Source organism: Amycolatopsis sp. NPDC057786 (assembly GCF_042797905.1).
Lineage (GTDB): Bacteria > Actinomycetota > Actinomycetes > Mycobacteriales > Pseudonocardiaceae > Amycolatopsis.
The window spans coordinates 15,991-39,602 of record NZ_JBHVKW010000046.1 but is presented as its reverse complement, the minus strand read 5'-3'; the positions used below and the strand labels follow the sequence as shown (position 1 = coordinate 39,602).

Below are 23,612 nucleotides of genomic sequence, written 5' to 3'. Positions count from 1 at the left end.
CCCGGCGCCGGGGCGGGCGCCCGCCGGGGGGGGGCTGGGGCCCGCGCGCGCCCCCCCGGGGGGGGGTGGGGGGTGGGCGTTTACCCCCCCCCCCCACCACCCACGACCTGCTGTACCGGACCGGCCCTCGGGCCGAAGGCGTCCTTCGCCGCATCAGACGCGGCGAAGGGAGCCTTCACCCCACACCGGCCCGACTCAGGAACGCACGAGACCGGTCACGCGCCGCCGGCCGCCACGACGCCGCGCCGCAAGGCCTTCACCGCGTCCGAGGCCGCCGCTCCGACCGGATCCGCCTTCCCGAGGACGTCGCGGATCTGGTCCAGCAGGTCGATGACCTGCCGCGACCACCGCACGAAGTCACCGGCCGACAGCTCCTGCCCGTTCGCTTCGGCGGCGGTGAGGACCTTCTCCAGCGATTCGCCGCGCGCCCATCGGTAGACGGGCCAGGCGAAACCGGCGTCGGGTTCGCGGGTGCGGTCCAGTTTGTGGCGCCGCTCGTCCTCGGTGAGCTCCATCCACAGCCGCGTGGTCGCCTGCCAGGCGTCGAGCACCTTGCCCGCGGGCAGGCGGGGCTCCCCGGCGGTGTCCCGGCGTGCCTCGAAGACCAGCGTCGAGACCACGGCGGCCAGTTCTGCGGGCGCCAGGCCCTTCCAGACGCCGTGCCGGATGCACTCGGCGGCGAGTAGATCGGACTCGCTGTAGAGCCGGGTGAGCCGCTTCCCGTGCTCGGTGACGCGGTCCTCGCCGTCGCCCTTCGACTCGGGGCCGAGGTACCCGCGCTCGCCGAGCAGCCGCAGGATGCGGTCGAAGGCGCGGGCGAGTGAGTGCGTGGTCGCGGCGACCTTGCGTTCCAGTTGCTCGGTCTCCGCCGTGAGCCGCTGGTGGCGCTCGACCCAGCGCAGGTTCGCCTCGCGTTCGGCGAGGCCGTGGCACGGATGCGCGCGCAGCGCACGCCGCAGCGCGGCCAGCTCACCGTCCTCATTGGCCCCGGCGCGGCGCTTTTGCCTGCCGGGCAAGGAGATTCCCGCGTTGCGCAGACTCGAAGCGATATCCCGCCGGGTCTTGGGCGAGCGCAGCTCGATGTGCTTCGGCAGCTTGATGTTCCCCAGCGCCTCGACCGGCGACGGGAAGTCGGACACCGAGAGCGGCCCGGACCAGCGGTCCTCGGTGACCACGACGGGCCGCGGCTCGCGGATCGGGTCGAGCCCAGGGTCGACGACGACCGCCAGCCCGGCGCGCCGCCCGGCGGGAACGGCGATGACGTCGCCCTTGCGGAGCTTCTCCAGCGATTCGGCGGTTCCCGCACGGCGGGCGGAGGTGTTCTGGCGAGAAAGCGCCTTCTCCCGGGCGGAGATCTTCGCCCGCAGTTCGACGTACTCCAGCATCTGGTCGAAATCGCCGGTGATGGCCGAGGTGTAGCCCCGCAGAGCTTCCTTGTTCCGCTCGATCCGCCGCGCCGTCCCGACCACCGACCGGTCGGCCTGGAACTGCGCGAACGACTGCTCCAGCAGGTCACGGGCCTCTTCGGCGCCGACCTGGGCGACCAGGTTCACCGCCATGTTGTAGCCGGGCCGGAAGGACGACCGCAGCGGGTACGTCCTGGTCGAGGCCAGCCCGCCGACCTGCTTCGGGTCGATCCCCGGCTGCCAGGCGACGACGGCGTGGCCTTCGACGTCGATCCCGCGCCGTCCGGCCCGCCCGGTGAGCTGCGTGTACTCCCCCGGCGTCAGGTCGACGTGCGCCTCGCCGTTGTACTTCACGAGCCGTTCCAGCACAACGGTCCGCGCGGGCATGTTGATGCCGAGCGCGAGCGTCTCGGTGGCGAAGACGACCTTCACCAGGCCCTGGACGAACAGCTCCTCGACGGTCTCCTTGAACGCCGGGAGCAGCCCGGCGTGGTGCCCGGCGATACCGCGTTCGAGCGCCTCACGCCATTCCCAGAAGCCGAGGACTCCGAGGTCGCCCTCGGGGAGGTCCTTGGTGCGCTCGGCGACGATGCGGCGGACCTTCTCGACCTCCTCGGGGCCGTTGAGCCGCAGGCCCGACCGGACGCACTGGCCGACGGCGGCGTCACAGCCGGCGCGGGAGAAGATGAACACGATGGCGGGAAGCAGGCCGGCGTTGTCCAGCCGCTCGACCGTCTCGGTGCGGGACGGCGGCCGGTACCGCGGCATCCGCGACGGCACCCCGCGCCGTCCCCTCGGCCCGCGCAGCCCGGCCGGGGCGAAACGTCCGCCGATCTCTTCGGTACGGCGAAGCAGGCTGGGGTTGATCCGCAGTTCCGCGCCCGGCGCGTTCTCCTCCTGGCCGGCGAACAGGTCCATCAACCGGTTGCCGACCAGCATGTGCTGCCACAGCGGCACCGGGCGGTGCTCGTCGACGACGACGGTGGTGTCGCCGCGGACCTCGACGAGCCATTCGCCGAACTCCTCGGCGTTGCTCACCGTGGCCGACAGGCCGACGACCCGGACGTGTTCGGGCAGGTGGAGGATGACCTCCTCCCAGACGGCGCCGCGGAACCGGTCGGCGAGGTAGTGGACCTCGTCCATCACCACGTACGCGAGCTCCCCGATGGTCGAGGACCCGGCGTACAGCATGTTGCGGAGGACCTCGGTGGTCATCACCACGACCTGCGCGTTGCCGTTGATCGAGGTGTCGCCGGTCAGCAGGCCGACGGCGTCGGCGCCGTAGCGGCCGACGAGGTCGGCGTACTTCTGGTTCGACAGCGCCTTGATCGGTGTCGTGTAGAAGCATTTGCGGCCCTCGGCTAGGGCGAGGTGCACCGCGAACTCGCCGACCACGGTCTTCCCGGCGCCGGTGGGCGCGCAGACGAGCACGCCGTGACCGTCTTCGAGCGCCTCGCAGCCGCGGACCTGGAAATCGTCGAACTCGAACGACGATTCCGCCGCGAAGCGGGTCAGCTGGGGGTATCGAGCGCGGCGCTGGGAGGCCGCATAGGCCTCGGCCGGGGTCTGAGAAGGGCTATTGACCACTTCGTCAGGGTTCCATACCCCACCGACAGTTCGCACTCGGTGTGACGATCCCGGGAACGGCCGCCACCTCCGCGTCATCCAAGGGCCGGATCCGAGATCGAGAGGGGACTCCATGGAGATCGCTTGCCCGCAATGCGCGCAGGTCGACCAGGTGCAGAGTGTGCCGGCGGTGTTCCAGAGCGGGCAGACGACCTACCGGGTGCAAGGGGGCATGACGGCCATCCCGGCGGGCGACGGCGTGGTCTACACCGCGACGACGCACACCGGTGTGTCGGTGACCGCGACCGCGGCCTCCCTCAGCCCGTATCCGGTGCTCCGCGGCGGCGGCTGCTTCCTGGCGCTCGCGCTGGTCCTGCTGATCCCCGCGTTCGTGTTCCTCGCCTTCGCCAACGACGTACTGGACGAGAACGTCGCTCCGACCGCCGACGGCAGGGTCGCGCAGTTCATCGGAGCGTCGATCTTCCCGTTCGGCGCCTTCGCGCTGGTCGCCTTGTTCGCCGTGCTGTTCGTGCTCAGGCTGCGGCGCAACGCGCGGATCCGGCGGGGCATCCCCGACGCGCTGGAGTACTGGCGGCAGGCGTGGTTCTGCCACCGCTGCGGCGGGGTGTTCTTCCCGCGCGGCGAACTGATGTCGGCCGCGACGTTCCGCGGTCTGGTGTGGCGCGCGGGCGACTACGCCGGGCTCACCCGACGACGGTGAGCGCGCCGGGGACACAGGTGACGTCGATCGGTAGCCTGCCCAGCGGCTCGCCGTCGGCGTACACGGGCAGGTCGCTGCCGGCCAGGTGGATCTGACTGGCTTTGAGCGTCCGGACCGCCGGATGCGCGGTGTGCTGCCCGGACCGGACACCGGGCAGCATGCGGAGCAGGTCGCGCCGGGTCGCGTTGCCGACGACGGTGACGTCGAACAGGCCGTCTTCGGGGTCCGCTCCGGGACAGATCGGCATGCCACCGCCGTAGAACGGGGTGTTGCCGACGGCGATCATGGTGGCGTCGAGTTCGATCGTCTCGACGTCGGTGCGGAGCACGACCGGCCGTGGCCGGAAAGCGGCGAGTTCGGCCAGGATCGCGACGTCGTAGCGGCGCGGGCCACGAGGCCAGGTAAGCCGGTTGGCTCGTTCGGTGACCAGGGCGTCGAAACCCGAGCACAGCACCGTGGCGAACCATTCGCCTCCCGCCTGGCCGAGGTCGATCCTCCGTCGTTTCCCCTCCGCGATCCGCCTCGCGGCGAAATCGGCGGCGGCGTGCGGCCGTTCGGGGATGCCGAGCGCCCTGGCGAAGTCGTTGCCGGTGCCCGCGGGGATGATCCCGAGCGCGACACCGGATTCGGCGCAGAACTGAACGCCTTGGTGTGCCGCCCCGTCACCGCCGAGGACGACGAGGACGTCCAGCCCGGCCGCGCGCGAGTCGGTCATCAGCGCACGGGATTCCTCCACCGTGTGGGCGACGAGGACGTCGAGCCGGTCGACGACGGGCCGCAGCCGCGCCGCGACCGACTCCATCAGCCGTCCCGCGGCCCCGGCACCGGAGGCGGGGTGGACGGCCAGCGCCGCGTGCATCCCCGGCTCAGGTGACGTCGTCGGTGCTGGTGCGCTTGCCGTTCGTGGCGGCCGACGGCTCCTCGTCGATGGTGCTCGGCGTGTAGTCGAACGGCGCGGCCTCGTCGTCGGCGAGCTTGTCCCAGCCCTCGGTGCCGCGCTCCTTGTCGAGCTTGCGGTCGTGGAAGCGCGCGATCTGGATGGAGAGCTCCAGGAGCACCACCAGCGCGCCGGCCAGGGCGAGCATCGAGAACGGGTCCGAACCGGGCGTCGCGAAGGCGGCGAAGACGAACACGACCATGATCAGGCCGCGGCGCCACTTCTTGAGCGTCTGGTACTTGAGGACGCCGACGCGGTTCAGCATCACCACGAACAACGGGAGCTCGAAACTGACGCCGAAGATCAGCAGCAGCGACAGGATGAACGAGATGTACTTGTCACCGGTGAGGGCGGTGATGAACTGGTCGCCACCGAAGTTCATCAGCAGCTCGAGGGCGTGCGGGATGAGCAGGTACGCCAGGATCGCGCCGGCGGCGAAGAGGATCGACGCGAAGAAGACGAAGGTGAGCGCGTACTTGCGCTCCTTCGAGTAGAGGCCGGGCGCGATGAACGCCCAGATCTGGTAGAGCCACAGCGGGGCGAACAGGACCGCGCCAGCGGCGAGACCAACCTTCAGCTGGATCATGAAGGCTTCGAACGGGACGGTCTGCAGCAGCTGGCAATGCCCTGGCTGCCCTCCGAGCCTGCGCTCGGGCGGAATTCCGCAGTACGGGCCGGTCATGATGTCGCCCAGCGACGGGATCGGACCCACCCTGGTCTGGAACCAGAGGAAACCGATGATCCCGCCCGCCAGGATGGCGAGCAGCGCGAAGCCCAGACGGCGGCGGAACTCGTAGATGTGCTCGATGAGCGTCATCGTGCCGTCGGGGTTGGCCCGACGGCTGCGCTTGCGCCGCTTGGTGCCGCGGCGCTCCTCACCGGAGGCGGAATCCGCCACTGGACAGTCCGTTCTCGTCAGGGTCCACCATGAGCGCGCCGGTACGTCGGCGCGCTCATCCGCGAACAGGCTCCGCTTGGCTAACTAGAGACCGCTCAGCTGGCGTTCTTCTGCGCCTGCTCGGCCGGAGCGGGCGCGGCGGCCTGCTGCTTCTTGAGCTCGTCGAGCTGACGCTGGAGGTCGGCGACCTGCTTGTCCTGCGCGGTCGCGGCGGGCGCGGGCGTGGTGGCCTGCGGCAGCTGCTTGGTCTCGACCTCTTCGGTCTCGGCGGCCTTGTCCTTGTCCCCGGCCATGTCCTTGGTCTCGGCCTTGAAGATCTTCATGGACTTGCCGATGGACCGCGCGGCGTCCGGAAGCCTCTTGGCGCCGAACAGCAGAACAACGACGAGCACCAGGATGATGATGTGCCACGGCTGCAGCGCGTTCATCGTTTGCGGCCTCCTTCTCGAGTCTCTCGTGTGTGATGTTACCGGTCTTCGAGCCCACGTCGTTGCGCGATCGCCACGCGCAGCGCGGCCGACCGGGCGCGAAGGAGCCCTGTCCGTTTTCGGGTGTTCGTAGCCACCATGCTCATCGTATGGGTGAGCACGCGCAAGACTCTGCGTAATTTGATTAGCAGAACGAAGAGCAGGATCAGCCCGGCGACGGCGAGCGCGATGCTCGGCAGGTACGACACGGCGTCACCCTACTGCTCGTAGGTTGACGTTAGGTGACGAGCCCGGGCCAGCGCGTCGGCCGCCCGGCGACGAACTGCCTCTCCGAGCGCGACCGGGCTTTCGACCTGCGCGTCTCCGCCCAGCCCCAGGATGAGCCGGACCATCCACGACTCGTCGGCGTACCGCATCCGGATGCGCAGCCGCCCGCCGTCGAGCTCGTCGAGCTCCTCGCAGGGGTAGTACTCGGCTACCCAGCGTGCGTCGGGGTCGAGGACGAGGACGGCTTCCTGCTGATCGGGGCGCGGGCGGAAAACACCATCGGAAATGTCAGTGGGCTGGGCGTGCGCCGGCGGGACGGCGGGTTCGTCCAGCACGGTGAGCTCGTCGATCCGGTCGAGGCGGAACAGCCGGACACCCTCGGCGCGGCGGCACCACGCTTCGAGGTAGCCGACCGCCTGGACGATGAGCAGCCGCATCGGATCGACGGTGCGTTCGGTGATCTCGTCCTTCGACGCGGTGTAGTACCGGATCCGCAACGCGCGCTTCGCGGTGAGAGCGGCCCGGACGGCTTCGCGAGTGCCTGCGGTCTTCTTGCCTTCGCGCACTCCCCCGCCGACGACGATCCCCGACGGTTGGGCCTGCCCCGCGGCGACCTCGATCTTCGCGATGGCGCGGCGGACCGCGTCGGCGTCGACCACTCCGGGCGTCTCGGCCAACGCGCGCAACGCGACGAGCATGGCCGTCGCCTCGCCGCCGGTGAGCCGCAGCGGGCGGTTCATCCCGGCGTCGTGCGTGACGACGATCGTGTCGCCCTCGAAGGACAGGTCGATCAGGTCACCGGGGCCGTAGCCGGGCAGCCCGCACATCCACAGCAGTTCGAGGTCCTTGCGCAGCTGCTTGGGCGTGACGTCGAAGTCGTGGGCGGCGTCGTCGATCTTGATCCCCGGCCGGGCGAGGAGATACGGCACGAGCGCGAGCAGCCGCGGCATCCGTCCGGTGGTGCTCATCGGGCACCGCCGGCGTGCGCGATGGCTTCGAGGCGGCTGAAGACCGACTTCGCGAGCACGTCGGGTTCGAGGACGAGGACGTCCGGCCCGTGCGCGGTCAGCCAGTCGGCGGCGGATTCGGGGTAGTACAGCTCGATCTCCACGAGGTCGCCCTCTTCTCCCCCGGCGTCGCTGCGGCCGACCACCCGGCCGCGGCGGCGGACCCCGGCGGCCCGCCCGTCGGCGACCCAGACACTGGCGGTGGTCGGCGCGGACGGGTCCTCGCCAATGCTGGCGGAGACCATCCGCAGCAGGTTGACCCCTTCGGGGCGTTCGACGACGCCGGTTTCCCCGAAGGCGGCGACCTTCCCGGTCACCCGCGAGAGGCGGAAGCACCGGGGCGCGCCCCGGTCCCTGTCGTGCCCGACTACGTACCAGCGGCCCTTCCACGACACCACGCCCCACGGTTCGAGGGTGCGGATCTTGCGTTCGGCCGAACCACTGCGGCGGTACTCGAAACGCACCGCCTGCCCGGCTTGGACGGCGGCGAGCAGCGGACCGAACGCCGGTTCGGCGCGGACGCGGGGTTCGACGACGGTCGGGGCGTGGTCGTCGACCTCGACCCCGGCGGCGCGGAGTTTCACCAGCGCACCCTGCGCCTCACCGGTCAGCTCGGGGGAATCCCAGAGCCGGACAGCCAGACCAACCGCGGTCGCCTCGTCGGGCGCGAGGTCGATCTCGCCGAGTTCGTAGTCGCGGCGCGCGATGCGGTAACCGTCGATCGCGTCGAACGCGGAGTTGCGGCCGGTCTCCAGCGGGATGCCGAGTTCGCGCAGTTCGGTCTTGTCGCGCTCGAACATGCGGAAGTACGCCTCGTCGCTGGCCGCGTCGGCGTACCCGGGCACGATGCCCCGGATCCGCTCGGCGGTGAGGTACTGCCGGGTGGACAGGAGGGCCAGAACCAGGTTGACCAGACGTTCGGCGCGTGCGGTGGACACCCGGCTACCCTAGCCCGCGCCGTCCGACCCGATGGTGAGAGCCGCCGATCGCGCGTCGTAACGATCCCTGGCGGTCTCGACCTCGTCGAACCTGGTCTCGGCCCATTCCTTGATCCCGGCCAGCAACTGCCGGAGGCTCCGGCCGAGTTCGGTCAGTTCGTAGTCCACGCGGACCGGCACGCACGGGGTGACCGTGCGGGTCAGGAGGCCGTCGCGCTCCAGGGTCCGCAGGGTCTGCGTGAGCATCTTCTGGCTGACCCCGGCTATCCGGCGCGAGAGGTCGCTGTAGCGCTGGGGCCCGTCGCCGAGGGCGACGAGGACGAGGCTGACCCATTTGCCCGAGACCTCGTCGAGCAGTTTCCGGGCGGGGCAGGCCGCGAGATAGGCGTCGTAAGCCCGTTTCTGTTCGTCCCGGCGTTCCTGTGCCGTGCGCGTGACCACGGTGCGCGTACCTCCGCGTGGGTTGGGCACCTCGAGGTGCGTACTTCCCGAAGGAGAGTAACTCCCCATACGTTCGCCGGGAACGATTCCCCTGGAGGAGAACGATGCGTGCAGTGGTGGTCCGCCGGTTCGGCGGCCCGGAAGTCCTGGAGTTCGCCGAAGTCCCGGTGCCCGTGCCGGGGCCAGGGCAGGTACGAGTGAAGGTGGCAGCGGCCGGGGTCAACCCGGTCGATGCCGGGACCCGGACGGGTTTCCTGACCGAGGCGGCGATCATCCCGCCGCGTGAGCGGGTCGGGATCGGCTGGGACGTGGCCGGGACCGTCGACGCCGTGGGCGACGGCGTCACCGGATTCGCCGCGGGCGACAGCGTGATCGGCCTGCTGGACCGGCCGTCGGCCGCGCTCGGCACGTATGCCGATTTCGTCGTACTCGACGCGGGCGCGATCGCCGCCGCCCCGCGGACGGTGTCGCTCGCGGAGGCCGCGACGTTGCCGTTGAACGGTCTCACCGCGGTCCAGGCCCTCGATCTGCTCGACCTGCCACCGGGTGCGACGGTCCTGGTGACCGGCGCGGCGGGAGCCGTCGGCGGCTACGCGGTTTCCTTGGCGAAGGCTCGCGGTTTTCGCGTGGTGGCCGTCGCCGGCGCGGCCGACGAGACGCTGGTTCGCGGGTTCGGCGCGGAGGTTTTCGTGCCACGTGGCGATTTCCTCGCCGATCGCGTGCGGGCGGTGATCCCCGGCGGCGTCGACGCGGTACTCGACACGGCACTACTCGGGCTCGACGCGTTGGACGCGGTGGCGAACCGCGGCCGGTTCGTCGTGTTCGCGGCCGGAGCCGCCCCGATCCCGCTGCGGGGCATCAAGGTCGAGCACGTCTGGATAGCCGCCGACGGCGCGGCGCTCGCCGGGCTGGTGACCTTGGTCGACGACGGCGCGCTCGCCCTCCGGGTCGCCGACACCTTGCCCTTGGCCGAGGCGGTGAAAGCACACGAACGCCTGGCGGAGGGCGGACTCCGCGGGCGGCTCGTCCTGACCAAGGAATAAGTTGACGCTTAATTAAGCCTACGGTTATCTTCGCATCATGGACAACGAGGAGACCCGGATCGAACTCCGGCGCGAATACCCGGACCCCATCGAGGACGTCTGGTCGGCGCTCACCGATCCCGAGCGCACGGCCCGCTGGATCGGCACCTGGACGGGCGAAACCGGAGTCGGCAACACGATCATGTTGTCGATGACCGCCGAAGAAGGCTCCGAGCCGGGTCCCGCCGTCATCCGCGAATGCGTTCCACCGAAACGGCTGGCCATGGATCTGCACAACACCGGCGAGCCGACCTGGCGGGTGGAGCTGACCCTCACCCCGCGCGGCGAGGGAACGGTGCTCGACTTCGTGCACCGGATGCCCAAACCCGACTGGGACACCTCGGACATCGCCAAGGGCTGGCACTTCTACCTCGACCGGTTGGGCGCTTCACTCGCCGGCGAACCGGTGCCCGAATGGGACGGCTACACGCCGCCTAGTTTGGAGTCATGAACGATCGAGTACTGCTGATCACCGGCGCTTCCCGCGGCCTCGGCGAGGCCACCGCGCGCCGGGCCGCGGCGGCCGGGTTCCGGCTGGCGTTGCTCTCCCGCGACCGCGAGGCGCTGCTTCCGCTCGTCGCCGAGTTCGGCGAGGAGCGCGCCCTCGCGGTCGCGGCGGACGTCACCGATTGGGGATCACTGGCCGCGGCCGTCGAGACGGTGAAGAACACCTTCGGCGGGCTGGACGCGGTGTTCGCCAACGCGGGACAAAGCGTCGTCGTCTCGTTCTTCGGTGACGGCGGCGCGGACCCTGAGCAGTGGCGGGACATGGTGCTGACGAACGTCTACGGCACCGCTCTCACCGCGCGGGCGACCCTTCCGTCACTGGCGGATTCCCAGGGGCACCTGGTGCTCACCGGTTCGGTCGCCGGACGCTATCACCGGCCAGGGAACCTCTATTCGGCGACGAAATGGGCGGTGACCGGGCTCGCGGGGTCCATCCGCGAGGAGGCCGTCGGCACCGGCGTCCGGGTCACCGTCGTGCAGCCAGGACTGGTCGACACCTCGATGATCCCCGAAGGCTCGAAAGCCAAACCGAAACTGGAACCCGACGACGTCGCGAGGGCGGTGCTCTTCGCGCTGGAGCAGCCGCCCTCGGTCGACGTCAACGAGATCGTGGTCCGCCCGACCGGGCAGGTCCGCTAGCTCGGCAGCAGCGACTCGGCCAGCCGCCGCCAGTGCGGCATGGCCGATTCACCGGGTTCGACGCCGATGACCTGGACGCCGACGTGGTCGGCGCCCGCGTCGAGGTGGCCGTGCAGCTTCGCGGTCACGGTGTCGAGGTCACCCCAGAACACGAGGTCGTCGACGAGCCGGTCACTGCCTCGGCCGCCGTCGATGTCGGCTTCGGTGTAGCCGAGCCGAAGAAACTTCGCCACGTTGTACTCCGACGTCAGGTAGCCGTGCAAATGCTCGCGGGCGATCTCACGCGCCTTGCCCGGCTCGGTTTCGAACAGCACGGCGTGCTCGACGCCGAGGAAGGCCTTCTCCCCCAGCACTTCCCGCGCCTGTGCGGTATGCGACACCGTCACGTGGTAGGTGTGCGCGCCCTCGGACCGGTCGCGGGCGAGCCCGATCATCTTCGGCCCGTACGCCGCCAGCAGCAGCCGGATCGGCTCGGCCGGCGGCGGATTCCCGTTGGTGATCGTCTCGAATTCGTCGAGGTAGGCGTTCATCGCCGCCAGCGGTTTGACGCCGGGACGCGCGCCACCGAAGCCCAGGCCGAGGACATGCCGTCCCGGATACGCGTCGGCGAGCAGGAGCGCCGCGCCACGGGCCCAGCGCGGTCCACGGGAGTCGATGCGCGCGATCCCGTTGACCACGGCCATCCGCTCGGTGGACGCGAGCAGGAATCCGGCGTGGGTCAGGGCCTCACGCCCGTCCCGTTCCGGGATCCAGATCGCCGGCCAGCCGAGTTCTTCCAGTTCTCGCACCGAATCCCGGATCAGGCTCGCGGGCTGATCCTCGAAGTCGAACGTCCAGATCCCGAAACGCCCCAGTTCCATCTGTCTCTCCTCAAGTCGGGTCCAACATATCGCAGTATCGCAGATTTTCGATATGTTGGACCCGGCCGGGCTCAGATGGAGCGTCCGAGCAGGTCGACGAGCTGCGCGATCCGCTGCTCGTCGCGGCGATAATGCGTCCACTTGCCCACCCGCGTGGACCGGACGAGCCCGGCGCGCTGCAACAGCGCCATGTACGCGGACACCGTGGACTGCGCGAGCCCCAGCTTCGCCTGGAGATGACTGACGCAGACTCCGACCTCGTTCTGGTCGGCGATCGCGTCCTCCGGCGGGAAGTGCCGGTCCGGTTCGCGCAGCCACCCGAGCACCTGGAGCCGGATCGGGTTGGCGAGCGCCTTCAGCACCTCGACCAGATGATCGGTGGTCTCCGGGACTGGTTCGGCTTGTGTGGTCATGGTCCTTCGAGCTTAGGCGTTTCCGAGCCGCGCGGCCCTGCCGTTGGCCCCACTCGCCCAGCACGCGCCGCGAGCGCAGTCGACCGAGTCGAGCGATCCGGTGTCGAACGACTTCCAGTGCCGCCCGCCGTCCGGGCTCAGATCGCTCCCGCCCGGGCCGACGGCGATCACGGTGTTCCCCAGCCAAGCCAGGCCTGAGCGGTAGCCGACCGGGGCCTCGGGCGGTGTCCGCCAAGTGCGCCCCCTGTCGGCGCTGAGCGCCACCGCCGGACCAGGCGCGTTCGGCGCCGCGTAGTAGCCGCCGATGGCCACGCCGTGCCGCGGATCCCGGAACGTCACCGAAAAGACCCCGGCGGAGGCACCACTGGGCAACGGGGTGTCGGCGGCTTCCCAGGTCATCCCGCCGTCGCCGGAGTGCAGGACCCGTGCGCGAGCGCCGCCACCAGTGGCGATCCAGGCGTCGCGCGGGCCCGATGTGGTGAGGCACTGACCGCTGGCGGCGAACCCGAACTCGCCGTCGAGCGCGGGGACCATTCCCTCGGCGGGAACGGGCTTCCACGTGCGGCCGCCGTCCGAAGTGGACTGCAACCGGAACTTGCCGTCCACCGGGTCGCTCATCGCGAGACCGCGCCGGTGGTCGAAGAACGCGACACAGTCGTAGAAGGCGGCGGGGTCGCTGTTCCGGAAGGACAGTCGCCAGCTCTCGCCGCCGTCGTCGGTGCGGTAGATCCGGGACGCCTCGCCGGGGCCGATCGACAGCGCGACCGCGTGATCGGCGTCGAAAGCTTCGATGTCCCGGAAGTCGAGAGCCTCGGTGCCCGCCGGGGCGACGGGCTTCCACGTGCGGCCGCGGTCGGTGGTGCGCAGGATGGTGCCCCTGCTGCCGCTGACCCACGCCGTACGGGAATCCACCGCGGACAGGCCGCGCAGCTGGGCGCCCGTGCCCGTCGGAGTCTCCGTCCACGCGGGCTCCGGACATTCCGGTGCGGCGTGCGCGACGCCGGTGAACGCCAGCGGGACGACCGCACCCAGCAGGACCAGCAACGCACGGCGCATCGGCGCACCTCTCCCTCGAAGACCCGAGCGAGCAACCCTAGCCTCGCTACGGCGACGTGGCGAGACCAGAGTCAGCCAGCCTCCCGCGCAAGGTGCTTCTGGACCTTTTCGACGGTCGGAAAGAACAACCGGTGAGCGACGACGGCGTTGACGATCGTGAGAATCAGGGCGAGCACCGGCAGGAGCGTGTACATCACCATTCCGGGCGTCACGTCGATCTTGTCTTGAGGGTCGTATCGACCGGACGCAGCGACACCCGAGAGATAAAAGACCAAGAAGATCACCGTCGCGAAAAGAGCACCACCGCCCAACCCCACCTCGACTCCTCGCACGAGGATGGCGCCTTTCGTCTTGACAGATCCGGTTTTCACGAGCGTCCGGGAAATCACCATGGCGATTCCCGACAACAGCAACGCACCGGCCGCGAAAGTGGCCATCCCCATGGTGACGACATTCGCACCATCAGTCGCTGTCGGAAGAATCCGTCCCACGATCTGGATGACCACCACCATGGCCAGGCCGACGGCACCCGTTCCGATCCCGAGACTGGTGGTGACCTCGCGGATCGTGCCGATCATCGCGGGCGGGAGACGACGATCGGGCTCCCTCGGCCATACGGTCGGGTAGGTCACGGTTGCCGCTTCCAGTCCGTCGGGTGCGACATCGATTCCGTGTTGGTCTTGGGCCACGTGGCACCGAGAGAATTCACCTTGTCCTGAATCGCGGTTTGTTCCACGCCGATACTGTTAGTGAGTGAATCCACTGCGCTGATGGTGGTGAAGATCGACGCGATGCCGGCGCCGATCGCGCCGATGAGGATCACGATCGCGGCCGGGATGCCGATCACGCTGATGGCACTGACGACGGCCGCAGCGACAGCGATGCCCAAGGCCGCGAGAGTTCCATAAATCTGAGTCCAGAAACTTTCGAGGCCATTGGCGAGGTTGACGAGCGAGTTCCGGATCTGTAGCCCCAGATCCTTGAGTGAGTTCAGCCCCGCGACCTGGGCGGGCACCGTGACCTTGTACGTCTCGGCCGCCTTGCCACTCCATTCGATGTTCGTTTTGAGCTTGTCCAGCGATACCGAACCGGCGATCTCGCCGATACTGCTACCGATCCGATCCGACCACTCGGCGGCCACTTGCCTCAGCTTGGCGGGATCTCCACGGTCCGTGACGAAATTCTTGGTCGCGTCCCATAACTCCGTCACCTTCTGGTTGAGCTCGTTCATGACCCGGCGGACAGGCTCGATCAGATCCGAGAGGACGTCCGGCACCCAGCTCATCACGCTGTTCACCTGGTCGAACAGCTTACGGATCTTGTCTTCGATTTCCCGAAGCTTGTCCATCGACTGGTCGATGACCGGATTCGCTCCAGCGGCCGTCATGGTGGATTCCCCTCGGATGTGTCGCTAGCCGCGGCCAGCACGATCGATGTCGAGCACGTGCTGGTCCTCGTCGTGGGCATACCGATCGGCGGCCGCGCGCAAGGAGGTGGACAGTGCGCGGAAGTTGCTTCCGGCCTGGTCGATCATGTTCTGGATGAGGGCGACGGCCTGGTTGTACTGCTTGTCGAGTCCCTTCGCCGCCGCGTAGGACATGACGTCACGTGGCGTCAAGCCGAGCGAATCGATCGCCCCACGAGGAGCGGCGAGATCGTCCGCGGCCCTGTCCCACACGTCCGCGTCCGACCGTAGGGCGTCCAGCGCCAGGGCGATGTCGTAGGCGTCCGCCATTACGGCTTCTCCGTACTGATCGACGGTTCGAGACCGACCCGACGCGCCATCCGGCGCGGGTCGAAGAGCAGCCCCATGATCTCGGCGATTGCGGGACCTTGTGGGCCCTCGACTAGGTTCGGTGGGGTACTAGCCCTGCGAAGCTGACGGAGCACGTCGAGGAGTTCACTCTCGATCTCGCCTGTCCGCACTCGCGTCACCCAGGACTGGTCGATTTCCACGTCGACGATCTGCCCATTGACCACCGAGCCGCGGACATGGCCGCCACCGCTTTCCGCGGCGATGCGGCGGTCGACGACCTCGGCGGCTCGCTGAGTGAACTGTGCCAACTCGGCGGTCGCGGCGTCCACGAGGCGAAGCATGTCTTGCACGCCGAGGGGCGACTCGTCGGCGAGGGACGCGGGAGTCGCGCCGAAGGTGGGCATGGCAGGCGGGTTCTCGGCCACGTCATCCACCTGCCGAGCCAGGGCACTTATGGTGGCGGCGTTCGCCGCCGCAGTCACGGCGCTGGGAAGTCCGCGCGGGTCGACCGCTTGCTTCCAATCTGTCGAGAGCTCCACAGACAGCACGTCGGCGGCCGGTGACACGACCACGATGACGACGCCGTCCTGATCCCGCCCCGAGATCCGGTCTGCCGCTGGAACCGGTTCAGCGACAGACGACCTCGGTGGATCACCGTCCTCTTCCAGTTCCTCTTCGAACGCCCATCGCTCGTCGTCCATCTTCGCCCTCCCCGGCTCAGAACCCACAGCGACCCCCACGGTACCTGGAGTGACGATCGCGTGTCGCCGGTTCTGAGCCGGGCGTGGACTCAGAGTGAGCTGATCAGCCGCTCGACGCGCTCGTCCACCGAGCGGAACGGGTCCTTGCACAGCACGGTCCGCTGCGCCTGGTCGTTGAGCTTGAGGTGCACCCAGTCCACGGTGAAGTCACGCCCGGCGGCCTGCGCGGCGGCGATGAAGTCGCCGCGCAGCTTCGCCCGGGTGGTCTGCGGCGGGGTGTCCTTGGCCAGCTCGATCTCGCCGTCGTCGGTGACCCGCCGCACGAGCCCCTTCCGCTGCAGCAGATCGAAGATGCCCCGCCCGCGCCGGATGTCGTGGTAGGCCAGGTCGAGCTGCGCGATCCGCGGGCTCGACAGGTCGAGGTCGTGCTTGTTGCGGTAGCGCTCGACCAGGCGGTGCTTGATCGCCCAGTCGATCTCGGTGTCGATCTTGCTGAAGTCCTGCTGCTCGACCGCCTCCAGCGCCCGGCCCCACAGCTCGACGACGCGCTCGGACTGCGGCGACGAACCGGTCTCCTTGACGTGCTGGACGGCGCGGGCGTGGTACTCGCGCTGGATGTCCAGCGCGGACGCCTCGCGGCCGCCGGCGAGCCGCACCTGGCGGCGGCCGGTGAGGTCGTGGCTGATCTCGCGGATGGCCCTTATCGGGTTGTCCAGCGTGAAGTCGCGGAACTGGACGCCCGCTTCGATCATCTCCAGCACCAGGTTCGCCGATCCGACCTTGAGCATCGTGGTCGGCTCGGCCATGTTCGAGTCGCCGACGATCACGTGCAGGCGCCGGTAGCGTTCGGCGTCGGCGTGCGGCTCGTCGCGGGTGTTGATGATCGGCCGCGAACGCGTGGTGGCGCTGGAGACGCCTTCCCAGATGTGTTCCGCTCGCTGGGACAGGCAGTACACGGCGCCGCGTGGCGTCTGCAGCACCTTGCCGGCGCCGCAGATGAGCTGCCGGGTCACCAGGAACGGCAGCAGCACGTCGGCGATCCGGGAGAACTCACCCGCCCGGGTCACCAGGTAGTTCTCGTGGCAGCCGTAGGAGTTGCCCGCCGAGTCGGTGTTGTTCTTGAACAGGAAGATGTCGCCGCCGATGCCCTCGTCCGCCAGCCGGCGCTCGGCGTCGACCAGGAGGTCCTCGAGGATCCGCTCCCCCGCCTTGTCGTGCGTGACGAGCTGGACGAGGTCGTCGCATTCGGCCGTCGCGTACTCGGGGTGGGAACCCACGTCGAGGTAGAGCCGCGAGCCGTTCGACAGGAAGACGTTCGACGAACGCCCCCAGGACACGACACGCCGAAACAGGTAACGCGCCACTTCGTCCGGGGAGAGCCTGCGTTGCCCGTGAAAGGTGCACGTGACCCCGAACTCGGTCTCGATGCCAAAGATCCGCCGCTGCATCCCACCAGAGTAGGCGGTGAAGACCCACTGAAGGTGCGCCGTTCGGGCGGCGACACGCGGTCGGTACGTTGCATTCGGTGAAAGGTGTGCGGGACGTCCCGATCGGGTCTCACGCGCATGACGTTCCGGGCCGGAAGTGGGGAACCCGTGTTAAAGCAGCTCAAGCGCCCTTTCCGCAAGGTCGGGCGGACCGATCGGCGGCTGATGGCCCGGAGTGCCGCCCTGCCGAGGACCAGGGCCGACGACGTGATCACCTCGCTCTCCAAAAGTGCGGACAAATCCAAGCTTTGGTGGTGTGTCGCGGTCCTGCTCGCGGCGAAGAAGGGGCCGACGCGCCGGGGCGCGCTCCGCGGCGTGGCCGCCATCGCCGGGGCCAGCGCGGCGGCGAACCTGGTCGGCAAGCCGCTGTTCCCCCGCCGCCGCCCCGCGGCCGAAGAGGTGCCGATGCACCGGCGGCTCGTCCGGCGGCCCACCTCGTCGTCGTTCCCGTCCGGGCACTCGGCGTCCGCGGCCGCCTTCGTCACGGCCGTCGCGATGGAATCGCCCAAGGCAGGCGCCGCCCTCGTACCGCTGGCCGCCGCCGTCGCCTATTCCCGGGTCCACACCGGCGTCCACTGGCCCAGCGACGTCGGGGTGGGGATCGGGATCGGTGTCGGCGCCGGCCTGCTGACGCGGCACTGGTGGCCGCTCAACGACGACGTCCCCGGCCGCACCGCGCACACCGCCGAGGCGCCCGAGATGCGTGACGGCGAGGACATGCTCGTCCTGGTCAACCCGCATTCCGGGATCGACGGCCAGGATCCGACCGAGGAAGCCCGGTTCGCCTGGCCCAAGGCCACCATCCTGTACCCGGACGCGAAGCGTGACCTTCGCGATCAGCTCTGCGACGAGATCGCCGCCCGGGACAACACCGTGCGCGCGCTCGGTGTCGCCGGCGGTGACGGAACGGTCGCCGCGGTGGCGGCCGTCGCGGCCGACCACGACCTGCCGCTCGCGCTCATCCCGGCGGGCACCCTCAACCACTTCGCCCGTGACGTCGGCATGCGCTCGATGCCCGACGCGGACGCCGCCACCGAAGCGGGCAACGCCGTCGGCGTCGACCTCGGCGAGGTCGAGATCAACCACGACGACGACCACCGCTACTTCGTCAACACGGCCAGCCTCGGCGGCTACCCGGAAATGGTCCGGATCCGGGAAAGGCTGCAGAAGCGGCATCCCAAATGGCCGTCGGCGGCGATCGCGCTCGCCCGCACCCTCCGACGCGCGAAGCCGCTCGAAGTGACCCTCAACGGCAAGCACACCAGCATTTGGCTGCTGTTCGTCGGGAACGGCACCTACTCGCCGAAGGGTTTCGCCCCCTCACGCCGCCCGGCGCTCGACACCGGCCTTCTCGACGTCCGGTACCTGCGCGCGGATGTGCCTTACTCGCGGGCGCGGTTCATCCTCGCCACGATCACGAACAGCCTCAACGCCAGCCACGTCTACCAGGAACTCGACGTTCCGGAGCTGCACGTCCGGCTGCTGAACGGCAACCGCCGCGTCGCCACCGACGGCGAGGTCGGCCCGCTCGGCAACGACTTCCGCTTCCGGTCGCGGCCCAGCGCGCTCACCATCTACCGGCTCTAGGCGCTTTCCGGCGGCCGCGTCCACTGTGTACTGAGGGGTAAGGCGAAGGTGGCAGGGTTGCGAAAGCCACTTTCGCAACGTCAGCGGGGATGGGACCGCGAAAGGCCGCGAGACAACGCGATCCGCAAGTACGTGAAGGCCCCCTTTATTGCGTCTAGCGCAATGAAGGGGGCCTTCACGTACTTCGCGAGAGACTCAGTCCTTCTTGGACTCACCGTCGGGCTTGTCGCCGTCGGCGTCGTCCTTCTCCGGCTCCTCGTCGGCGGGCAGCAGCGCGTCCAGCGCGGCACCGGCGACCCGGCGGAACTTGCGGCCGCGCCGGTCCCGCTCCAGGACGGCGACCTCGAGCTTCACCGGGTCCGAGTCGCCGTTCGTGGGCGTGGGGGTGTTGGCGCGCAAGGCCTTTACCGCGACGCCGAGCGCCGCTTCCAGCTCCATGTCCGACTCGAAGCTCTCCTTGAGCTTCGTGGTGAGCGTGTCGGCCTGACCGCCCATCACGACGAACTTCGGCTCGTCGAAGATCGAACCGTCGTAGGTCAGCCGGTACAGCTGGTCCTCGGCGGCGGTCGCGCCGACCTCGGCGACGCAGACCTCCACCTCGAACGGCTTGAGCTGCTCGGTGAAGATGCTGCCCAGCGTCGCGGCGTACGCGTTCGCCAGCGCACGCGCGCTGACGTCCCGCCGGTCGTACTGGTAGCCCTTCAGGTCCGCGTGCCGGATACCGGCGACACGGAGGTTTTCGAACTCGCTGTAGCGGCCAACGGCCGCGAAACCGATCCGGTCGTAGATCTCCGACACCTTGTGCAACGTCGCCGAGGGGTTCTCGGCCACGAACAGCACGCCACCGCGGTACTTGAGCACGACCACGCTCCGGCCACGCGCGATGCCCTTGCGCGCGATCTCGGAACGCTCCCGCATCAGCTGCTCGGGAGAGGCGTACAACGGCATCGTCACTGTGGTGCTCCGCTCTTTCGGGCTCTCATCGGGAAGGGACAGGGAAGGACGGCTAGCGCCCGCGCTCGGCTCGTGCGGCCACGACGGCCTCGGCCACCGCTGTCGTCTGCTCGAGCGGCAGCGCCACCGCACCCTGCTCCGCGGTGACCGTCACGATCGTCGGGAAGATCCGGCGCACCAGATCCGGCCCGCCGGTCGCGGTGTCGTCGTCCGCCGCGTCGTACAGCGCCTCCACCGCCGTCCGGATCGCGGCTTCGGCGTCCGCGTCCGGGTCGTACAGCTTCTTCAGCGAGCCCTTCGCGAACAGCGAACCCGAGCCGATGGCGTGGTAGCCCGCGTTCTCCTCGTAGCGGCCGCCCGTCGCGTCGTACGAGACGATCCGGCCCGCGTGCTTCGCGTCCTCGGCGTCGAGGTCGTACCCGACGAACAACGGCAGCACGGCCAACCCCGCCATCGCCATCTCGAGGTTGGACTTCACCAGCCCCGCGAGCTTGTTCGTCTTACCGTCGAGCGAGAGCGAAACACCCTCGATCTTCTCGTAATGCGCCAGTTCGACCGCGTACAGCCGCACCATCTCGATCGCCAGCCCGGCCGAACCCGCGATGCCCACGGCCGAGTACTCGTCGGTGACGTGGACCTTCTCCATGTCGCGCGAAGCGATCAGGTTGCCCGACGTGGCCCGCCGGTCACCGGCGATCAGCACCCCGCCCGCGAACTTGACCGCGACGATCGTCGTCCCGTGCGGGGCGTCCAGCCCGCCCGCCCCGGTCGAGACGCGCCGCTCCGGGAGCAGCTCGGGCGCCTGCGCCCGGAGGAAGTCCGAGAACGACGAGGTCGCCGACGAGAAGTACGCGGCGGGCAGCGCCGACTTACCCGAGGTGTGTTCCATACGTGCTCAAAGTTCCAATCTGTGTGATCCGCCGGCTCCGCACAGGCGACCCCGGCCCGGGGCCGCCGGAAGACGAGTTACTCGCCGCCCTTTTGCACGTAGGCGCGGACGAAGTCCTCGGCGTTCTCCTCGAGCACGTCGTCGATCTCGTCGAGGATCGTGTCGACGTCCTCGCCGAGCTTCTCGCGCCGTTCCTGACCCGCCGGACCGCCGTCCTCGAACTCTTCGTCCGAGTCGCCGCCGCCGTGCTTTTCGATCTTTTCCTGAGCCATCTCGCCTCCCGGTGTGGCCGATGTTTCCTAGCCTACCCAGCGGTCCCGACAATCCGTGGGATCCGTGATCGCTTAACCCCGATGAAAGGAAATCCCGCTAGTCCGAACCGGTGAGCGCCTCCACCAGCTCCTCGGCGGTCGCGGAGTCGTCCAGCAACTTCCCCACGTGGGCCTTCGTGCCCCGCAACGGCTCCAACGTCGGGATCCGCACCAGCGATTCCCTGCCGACGTCGAAGATGACCGAATCCCACGACGCCGCGGCGATGGAGTTGGCGTACTTCTCCAGCGTGCGGCCCCGGAAGTAGGCCCTGGTGTCGGAAGGCGGTGTCGTGACCGCCTCCAGCACCTCCTCCTCGGTCACCAGGCGCTTCATCGAACCCCTGGTGACGAGCCTGTTGTACAGGCCCTTGTCCAGCCGGACATCCGAGTACTGCAGGTCGACCAGCCGCAACCGCGGCGCGCCCCAGGCCAGCTGGTCCCGCGCGCGGTAGCCCTCGAGCAACCGCAGCTTCGCCGGCCAGTCCAGCCTGTCCGCGCATTCCTGGGGGTCCCGCGCCAGCGCGTCCAGGATCTCGCCCCAGACCCGCAGGACCTCCTTGGAGGCCTCGTCCGCGCCGGTGCGCTCCAGGTTCGCCGACGCGATCTCGTGATAGGCGAACTGGAGGTCCAGCCCGGTGTACTTGCGCCCGTTGGCCAGCGACACCTTCGCCTTCAGCGTCGGGTCGTGGCTGATCTGGTGCACGGCCCGCACCGGCTCGTCCAGTTTCAGGTCGTCGAACCGGATACCCGCCTCGATCAGGTCCAGCACCAGCGCCGTCGTGCCGACCTTGAGGTACGTCGAGTACTCGGCCAGGTTCGCGTCGCCGATGATGACGTGCAGACGGCGGTACTTGTCCGCGTCGGCGTGCGGCTCGTCGCGGGTGTTGATGATCCCGCGTTTGAGCGTGGTCTCCAGGCCGACCTCGACCTCGATGTAGTCCGAGCGCTGCGAGAGCTGGAAACCCGCTTCCTCGCTCTGCTGCCCGACACCGACGCGGCCGGAACCCGTGATCACCTGGCGGGACGCGAAGAACGGCGTCAGCCCGGCGATCACCGCGGTGAACGGGGTCGACCGCTGCATCAGGTAGTTCTCGTGCGTGCCGTAGCTCGCGCCCTTGCCGTCGACGTTGTTCTTGTACAGCTGCAACGGCGGCTGTCCCGGCACGGTGGCGGCCTTGCGCGCCGCCTCCTCCATGACCCGTTCGCCCGCCTTGTCCCAGATGACCGCGTCGCGCGCGTTCGTCACCTCGGGCGCGGAGTACTCGGGGTGGGCGTGGTCGACGTACAGCCGCGCGCCGTTGGTCAGGATCACGTTCGCCGCGCCGAGGTCCTCGACGTCCGGGTCGTGTCCCGGGCCGCTCGGGCCGGTCAGATCGAACCCGCGCGCGTCGCGCAGGGGCGATTCCACCTCGTAGTCCCATCGCGCCCGCCTGGCCCGCGGGACGTCCGCCGCGGCCGCGTAGGCGAGCACGACCTGGGTCGAGGTGAGTACCGGGTTCGCCGTCGCGTCGCCCGGCACCGCGATGCCGTACTCGACTTCGGTTCCCATGATCCGCCGCATACCCACCACCCTACGGGGTCCAGGCCGTGCGACGATGCCCCCCATGTCAGGCAGTGACGAACTCGTTGCGCTCTATGACCTCGGCGGAACCGTGGTGGGAGCGGCCCTGCGTTCCCGGGTCCGGGCCGAAGGACTCTGGCACGCGGCTGGTGTCGTGTTGGTCCGTTCGAGTGACGGCGGCTCCGTTTACGTGCACCTCCGCACTCCCACGAAGGACGTCTATCCCTCCACTTGGGACTGCTGGGCGGGTGGCATCGTCGCGGCTGGCGAGACACCGGAGGAGTGCGCGCGCCGGGAACTCGCCGAAGAACTGGGTGTTCACGGAGTGGAACTGCGGCCGCTTTTCGTCCATGTCACCGACGACGACACGATCCGCTGCCACAACTTCGCCTTCGAAACACGCTGGGACGGCCCTTTCGTCCATCAGCCTTCGGAAGTCGTCGAAGGGCGTTGGCTGCCGCTGGACGAATTGCGCTCGTGGCTCGACGATCCTTCGAGCGCGTTCGTACCCGACGGCCGTCTCGGTGCGCTGGAATGGTTCCGGCGGGAGAACGCCGTCTAGGCCGAACGGAGGCGCTGCGCGACGGTCGGCAGCAACCGCTTCGCCGCTTCCGTCGCCCTCGCTTCGGTTCCGGCGGTCACGCTGAGGGCGGAAACGAGCTTCCCCTTGGCGAGCAACACCGTACACGTCGTGCCGTCGCACCAGGCGCGCTGGATCTCGACGCCGGTCTGCTTCGCGAGGGTGAGCTTCTTGCCGTCGCAGTCCGCCCGGAGAACGACGTCCGAAGCGTCACGGTCGGTGTACTCGGTGACCTGATGCTCCAGCGTCGAGCCACTGGCGTACGACCACGCGGCCGAACGGCTCGTGTCCCTCGTGAGACCGGTCAGGCAGCCGGACACCTTGCCCTCACCGGGAACGACCTCTTCCTCCGCGACGTCCTCGTCGGTCAGCAACGCGGCGGAAACGGCCGCGGGGGCGGGAGGCCGGGTCGACGACGGCGGCACCGGGTTGGCCTGCGGTTTGACCGAAGGCTGAGACGGCTCAGCCGCGGGAGTCGGTGCCGGGTCGTCGTAGTAGGTGTCGAGGTCGTTGGGACGGTCGGCGCATCCCGACAGACCGAACAGCGCGACCGTCGCCACCGCGAGCACCTGCCGATGACGCACCCCGAGCCCTCCCCGGCTTCCGCCTGACGTTTGCCG

At 69.2% G+C, this 23,612-nt stretch carries 27 protein-coding genes; 6 read left to right on the top strand and 21 right to left on the bottom strand.

The features are described 5' to 3' along the window. Positions 1 to 215: 215 nt before the first annotated feature. Positions 216 to 2,993: a DEAD/DEAH box helicase gene (locus ACFVM3_RS23185; protein WP_378441639.1), complete on the bottom strand. Its 2,778-nt coding sequence runs from the start codon at positions 2,991 to 2,993 to the stop codon at positions 216 to 218. Between the two features lie 112 nt (positions 2,994 to 3,105). Between ACFVM3_RS23185 and ACFVM3_RS23180 the strand changes: the two genes are divergently transcribed. Then, complete coding sequence (locus ACFVM3_RS23180) at positions 3,106 to 3,693, top strand: hypothetical protein (RefSeq protein WP_378441637.1); 588 nt, start codon at positions 3,106 to 3,108, stop codon at positions 3,691 to 3,693. Here ACFVM3_RS23180 and ACFVM3_RS23175 read toward each other — a convergent pair. The 7 genes from ACFVM3_RS23175 to ACFVM3_RS23145 all read right to left on the bottom strand — a co-directional run bounded on the left by ACFVM3_RS23175 (position 3,677) and on the right by ACFVM3_RS23145 (position 8,609). Beyond that, complete coding sequence (locus tag ACFVM3_RS23175) at positions 3,677 to 4,552, bottom strand: diacylglycerol/lipid kinase family protein (protein WP_378441635.1); 876 nt, start codon at positions 4,550 to 4,552, stop codon at positions 3,677 to 3,679. The two genes, ACFVM3_RS23180 and ACFVM3_RS23175, sit on opposite strands and share 17 nt — an antisense overlap. 7 nt (positions 4,553 to 4,559) lie before the next feature. Then, a complete protein-coding gene (gene tatC, locus ACFVM3_RS23170; RefSeq protein ID WP_378441633.1) occupies positions 4,560 to 5,528 on the bottom strand; it encodes a twin-arginine translocase subunit TatC in 969 nt (322 codons plus the stop codon). A gap of 95 nt (positions 5,529 to 5,623) precedes the next feature. Beyond that, positions 5,624 to 5,956: a Sec-independent protein translocase subunit TatA gene (gene tatA / locus ACFVM3_RS23165; protein WP_044853269.1), complete on the bottom strand. Its 333-nt coding sequence runs from the start codon at positions 5,954 to 5,956 to the stop codon at positions 5,624 to 5,626. Between the two features lie 38 nt (positions 5,957 to 5,994). Continuing rightward, a complete protein-coding gene (locus ACFVM3_RS23160) occupies positions 5,995 to 6,204 on the bottom strand; it encodes a bacteriophage holin (RefSeq protein ID WP_005150907.1) in 210 nt (69 codons plus the stop codon). A 9-nt stretch (positions 6,205 to 6,213) separates the two neighbouring features. Continuing rightward, positions 6,214 to 7,191, bottom strand: a complete 978-nt coding sequence (locus ACFVM3_RS23155; protein WP_378441631.1) for a helix-turn-helix transcriptional regulator — start codon at positions 7,189 to 7,191, stop codon at positions 6,214 to 6,216. Continuing rightward, positions 7,188 to 8,168 (bottom strand): helix-turn-helix transcriptional regulator, encoded by a 981-nt coding sequence (locus ACFVM3_RS23150; protein ID WP_378441629.1) that lies wholly within the window; start codon positions 8,166 to 8,168, stop codon positions 7,188 to 7,190. Before ACFVM3_RS23150 ends, ACFVM3_RS23155 begins: the two co-directional genes overlap by 4 nt. A 9-nt stretch (positions 8,169 to 8,177) precedes the next feature. Beyond that, positions 8,178 to 8,609 (bottom strand): helix-turn-helix domain-containing protein, encoded by a 432-nt coding sequence (locus tag ACFVM3_RS23145; RefSeq protein WP_340688679.1) that lies wholly within the window; start codon positions 8,607 to 8,609, stop codon positions 8,178 to 8,180. 104 nt (positions 8,610 to 8,713) lie between these two features. Between ACFVM3_RS23145 and ACFVM3_RS23140 the strand changes: the two genes are divergently transcribed. The 3 genes from ACFVM3_RS23140 to ACFVM3_RS23130 are packed head-to-tail and all read left to right on the top strand — an operon-like array spanning position 8,714 to position 10,837. Then, entirely contained in the window at positions 8,714 to 9,652 is a 939-nt protein-coding gene (locus tag ACFVM3_RS23140; protein WP_378441628.1) for an NADP-dependent oxidoreductase, read from the top strand. A gap of 37 nt (positions 9,653 to 9,689) precedes the next feature. Further along, positions 9,690 to 10,142 carry an SRPBCC family protein gene (locus ACFVM3_RS23135; RefSeq protein WP_378441626.1) on the top strand — a complete coding sequence of 151 codons (453 nt, stop codon included), beginning with the start codon at positions 9,690 to 9,692 and terminating at the stop codon, positions 10,140 to 10,142. Continuing rightward, positions 10,139 to 10,837 carry an SDR family oxidoreductase gene (locus tag ACFVM3_RS23130; RefSeq protein WP_378441624.1) on the top strand — a complete coding sequence of 233 codons (699 nt, stop codon included), beginning with the start codon at positions 10,139 to 10,141 and terminating at the stop codon, positions 10,835 to 10,837. The genes ACFVM3_RS23135 and ACFVM3_RS23130 overlap by 4 nt, the downstream gene beginning before the upstream one ends. On the opposite strand, the gene ACFVM3_RS23125 is transcribed toward ACFVM3_RS23130, so the two are convergent. From ACFVM3_RS23125 to pafA, 8 genes are all read right to left on the bottom strand, one after another. Beyond that, positions 10,834 to 11,697 (bottom strand): TIGR03620 family F420-dependent LLM class oxidoreductase, encoded by an 864-nt coding sequence (locus ACFVM3_RS23125; protein ID WP_378441622.1) that lies wholly within the window; start codon positions 11,695 to 11,697, stop codon positions 10,834 to 10,836. The two genes, ACFVM3_RS23130 and ACFVM3_RS23125, sit on opposite strands and share 4 nt — an antisense overlap. A 71-nt stretch (positions 11,698 to 11,768) precedes the next feature. Beyond that, complete coding sequence (locus tag ACFVM3_RS23120) at positions 11,769 to 12,110, bottom strand: ArsR/SmtB family transcription factor (RefSeq protein WP_378441620.1); 342 nt, start codon at positions 12,108 to 12,110, stop codon at positions 11,769 to 11,771. Between the two features lie 12 nt (positions 12,111 to 12,122). Continuing rightward, the gene (locus ACFVM3_RS23115; protein WP_378441618.1) at positions 12,123 to 13,166 is read right to left on the bottom strand and encodes a WD40/YVTN/BNR-like repeat-containing protein; all 1,044 of its coding nucleotides are present in this window, start codon (positions 13,164 to 13,166) and stop codon (positions 12,123 to 12,125) included. Positions 13,167 to 13,237: 71 nt separating this feature from the next. Next, entirely contained in the window at positions 13,238 to 13,798 is a 561-nt protein-coding gene (locus ACFVM3_RS23110) for a hypothetical protein (protein WP_378441617.1), read from the bottom strand. Continuing rightward, positions 13,795 to 14,553, bottom strand: coding sequence for a hypothetical protein (locus ACFVM3_RS23105; protein ID WP_378441615.1), 759 nt, complete (start codon positions 14,551 to 14,553; stop codon positions 13,795 to 13,797). Before ACFVM3_RS23105 ends, ACFVM3_RS23110 begins: the two co-directional genes overlap by 4 nt. A 24-nt stretch (positions 14,554 to 14,577) precedes the next feature. Further along, positions 14,578 to 14,901, bottom strand: coding sequence for a hypothetical protein (locus tag ACFVM3_RS23100; protein WP_378441613.1), 324 nt, complete (start codon positions 14,899 to 14,901; stop codon positions 14,578 to 14,580). After that, positions 14,901 to 15,623 carry a hypothetical protein gene (locus tag ACFVM3_RS23095; protein ID WP_378441612.1) on the bottom strand — a complete coding sequence of 241 codons (723 nt, stop codon included), beginning with the start codon at positions 15,621 to 15,623 and terminating at the stop codon, positions 14,901 to 14,903. The genes ACFVM3_RS23100 and ACFVM3_RS23095 overlap by 1 nt, the downstream gene beginning before the upstream one ends. 89 nt (positions 15,624 to 15,712) lie before the next feature. Then, positions 15,713 to 17,071 carry a Pup--protein ligase gene (gene pafA, locus ACFVM3_RS23090; protein ID WP_007035399.1) on the bottom strand — a complete coding sequence of 453 codons (1,359 nt, stop codon included), beginning with the start codon at positions 17,069 to 17,071 and terminating at the stop codon, positions 15,713 to 15,715. A gap of 147 nt (positions 17,072 to 17,218) precedes the next feature. Here pafA and ACFVM3_RS23085 point away from each other — a divergent pair, with 147 nt between their 5' ends. After that, positions 17,219 to 18,697 (top strand): bifunctional phosphatase PAP2/diacylglycerol kinase family protein, encoded by a 1,479-nt coding sequence (locus tag ACFVM3_RS23085; RefSeq protein ID WP_378441610.1) that lies wholly within the window; start codon positions 17,219 to 17,221, stop codon positions 18,695 to 18,697. Positions 18,698 to 18,892: 195 nt separating this feature from the next. Here the strand turns inward: ACFVM3_RS23085 and prcA are convergent, their stop codons facing one another. The 4 genes from prcA to dop form a co-directional block, all read right to left on the bottom strand. Then, a complete protein-coding gene (gene prcA / locus ACFVM3_RS23080) occupies positions 18,893 to 19,651 on the bottom strand; it encodes a proteasome subunit alpha (RefSeq protein ID WP_378441609.1) in 759 nt (252 codons plus the stop codon). A gap of 52 nt (positions 19,652 to 19,703) precedes the next feature. Further along, a complete protein-coding gene (prcB, locus tag ACFVM3_RS23075) occupies positions 19,704 to 20,540 on the bottom strand; it encodes a proteasome subunit beta (protein ID WP_378441607.1) in 837 nt (278 codons plus the stop codon). 77 nt (positions 20,541 to 20,617) lie between these two features. Then, positions 20,618 to 20,812 (bottom strand): ubiquitin-like protein Pup, encoded by a 195-nt coding sequence (locus ACFVM3_RS23070; RefSeq protein WP_037319666.1) that lies wholly within the window; start codon positions 20,810 to 20,812, stop codon positions 20,618 to 20,620. Positions 20,813 to 20,909: 97 nt separating this feature from the next. Beyond that, entirely contained in the window at positions 20,910 to 22,412 is a 1,503-nt protein-coding gene (dop, locus tag ACFVM3_RS23065) for a depupylase/deamidase Dop (protein WP_125678146.1), read from the bottom strand. Between the two features lie 43 nt (positions 22,413 to 22,455). Between dop and ACFVM3_RS23060 the strand changes: the two genes are divergently transcribed. Further along, positions 22,456 to 22,974 (top strand): NUDIX hydrolase, encoded by a 519-nt coding sequence (locus ACFVM3_RS23060; RefSeq protein WP_378441604.1) that lies wholly within the window; start codon positions 22,456 to 22,458, stop codon positions 22,972 to 22,974. Here ACFVM3_RS23060 and ACFVM3_RS23055 read toward each other — a convergent pair. Then, the gene (locus ACFVM3_RS23055) at positions 22,971 to 23,576 is read right to left on the bottom strand and encodes a hypothetical protein (protein WP_378441603.1); all 606 of its coding nucleotides are present in this window, start codon (positions 23,574 to 23,576) and stop codon (positions 22,971 to 22,973) included. The two genes, ACFVM3_RS23060 and ACFVM3_RS23055, sit on opposite strands and share 4 nt — an antisense overlap. Between the last annotated feature and the right edge of the window lie 36 nt (positions 23,577 to 23,612).

Coding starts and splice junctions, on each gene's coding strand:
- ACFVM3_RS23155 (WP_378441631.1), bottom strand. CDS start 7,191: ATGAGCACCACCGGACGGATGCCGCGGCTGCTCGCGCTCGTGCCGTAT.
- ACFVM3_RS23125 (WP_378441622.1), bottom strand. CDS start 11,697: ATGGAACTGGGGCGTTTCGGGATCTGGACGTTCGACTTCGAGGATCAG.
- ACFVM3_RS23175 (WP_378441635.1), bottom strand. CDS start 4,552: ATGCACGCGGCGCTGGCCGTCCACCCCGCCTCCGGTGCCGGGGCCGCG.
- ACFVM3_RS23100 (WP_378441613.1), bottom strand. CDS start 14,901: ATGGCGGACGCCTACGACATCGCCCTGGCGCTGGACGCCCTACGGTCG.
- ACFVM3_RS23140 (WP_378441628.1), top strand. CDS start 8,714: ATGCGTGCAGTGGTGGTCCGCCGGTTCGGCGGCCCGGAAGTCCTGGAG.
- ACFVM3_RS23135 (WP_378441626.1), top strand. CDS start 9,690: ATGGACAACGAGGAGACCCGGATCGAACTCCGGCGCGAATACCCGGAC.
- ACFVM3_RS23105 (WP_378441615.1), bottom strand. CDS start 14,553: ATGACGGCCGCTGGAGCGAATCCGGTCATCGACCAGTCGATGGACAAG.
- prcB (WP_378441607.1), bottom strand. CDS start 20,540: ATGGAACACACCTCGGGTAAGTCGGCGCTGCCCGCCGCGTACTTCTCG.
- ACFVM3_RS23180 (WP_378441637.1), top strand. CDS start 3,106: ATGGAGATCGCTTGCCCGCAATGCGCGCAGGTCGACCAGGTGCAGAGT.
- tatA (WP_044853269.1), bottom strand. CDS start 5,956: ATGAACGCGCTGCAGCCGTGGCACATCATCATCCTGGTGCTCGTCGTT.
- ACFVM3_RS23130 (WP_378441624.1), top strand. CDS start 10,139: ATGAACGATCGAGTACTGCTGATCACCGGCGCTTCCCGCGGCCTCGGC.
- ACFVM3_RS23095 (WP_378441612.1), bottom strand. CDS start 15,623: ATGGACGACGAGCGATGGGCGTTCGAAGAGGAACTGGAAGAGGACGGT.
- ACFVM3_RS23060 (WP_378441604.1), top strand. CDS start 22,456: ATGTCAGGCAGTGACGAACTCGTTGCGCTCTATGACCTCGGCGGAACC.
- pafA (WP_007035399.1), bottom strand. CDS start 17,071: ATGCAGCGGCGGATCTTTGGCATCGAGACCGAGTTCGGGGTCACGTGC.
- ACFVM3_RS23115 (WP_378441618.1), bottom strand. CDS start 13,166: ATGCGCCGTGCGTTGCTGGTCCTGCTGGGTGCGGTCGTCCCGCTGGCG.
- ACFVM3_RS23120 (WP_378441620.1), bottom strand. CDS start 12,110: ATGACCACACAAGCCGAACCAGTCCCGGAGACCACCGATCATCTGGTC.
- ACFVM3_RS23070 (WP_037319666.1), bottom strand. CDS start 20,812: ATGGCTCAGGAAAAGATCGAAAAGCACGGCGGCGGCGACTCGGACGAA.
- dop (WP_125678146.1), bottom strand. CDS start 22,412: ATGCGGCGGATCATGGGAACCGAAGTCGAGTACGGCATCGCGGTGCCG.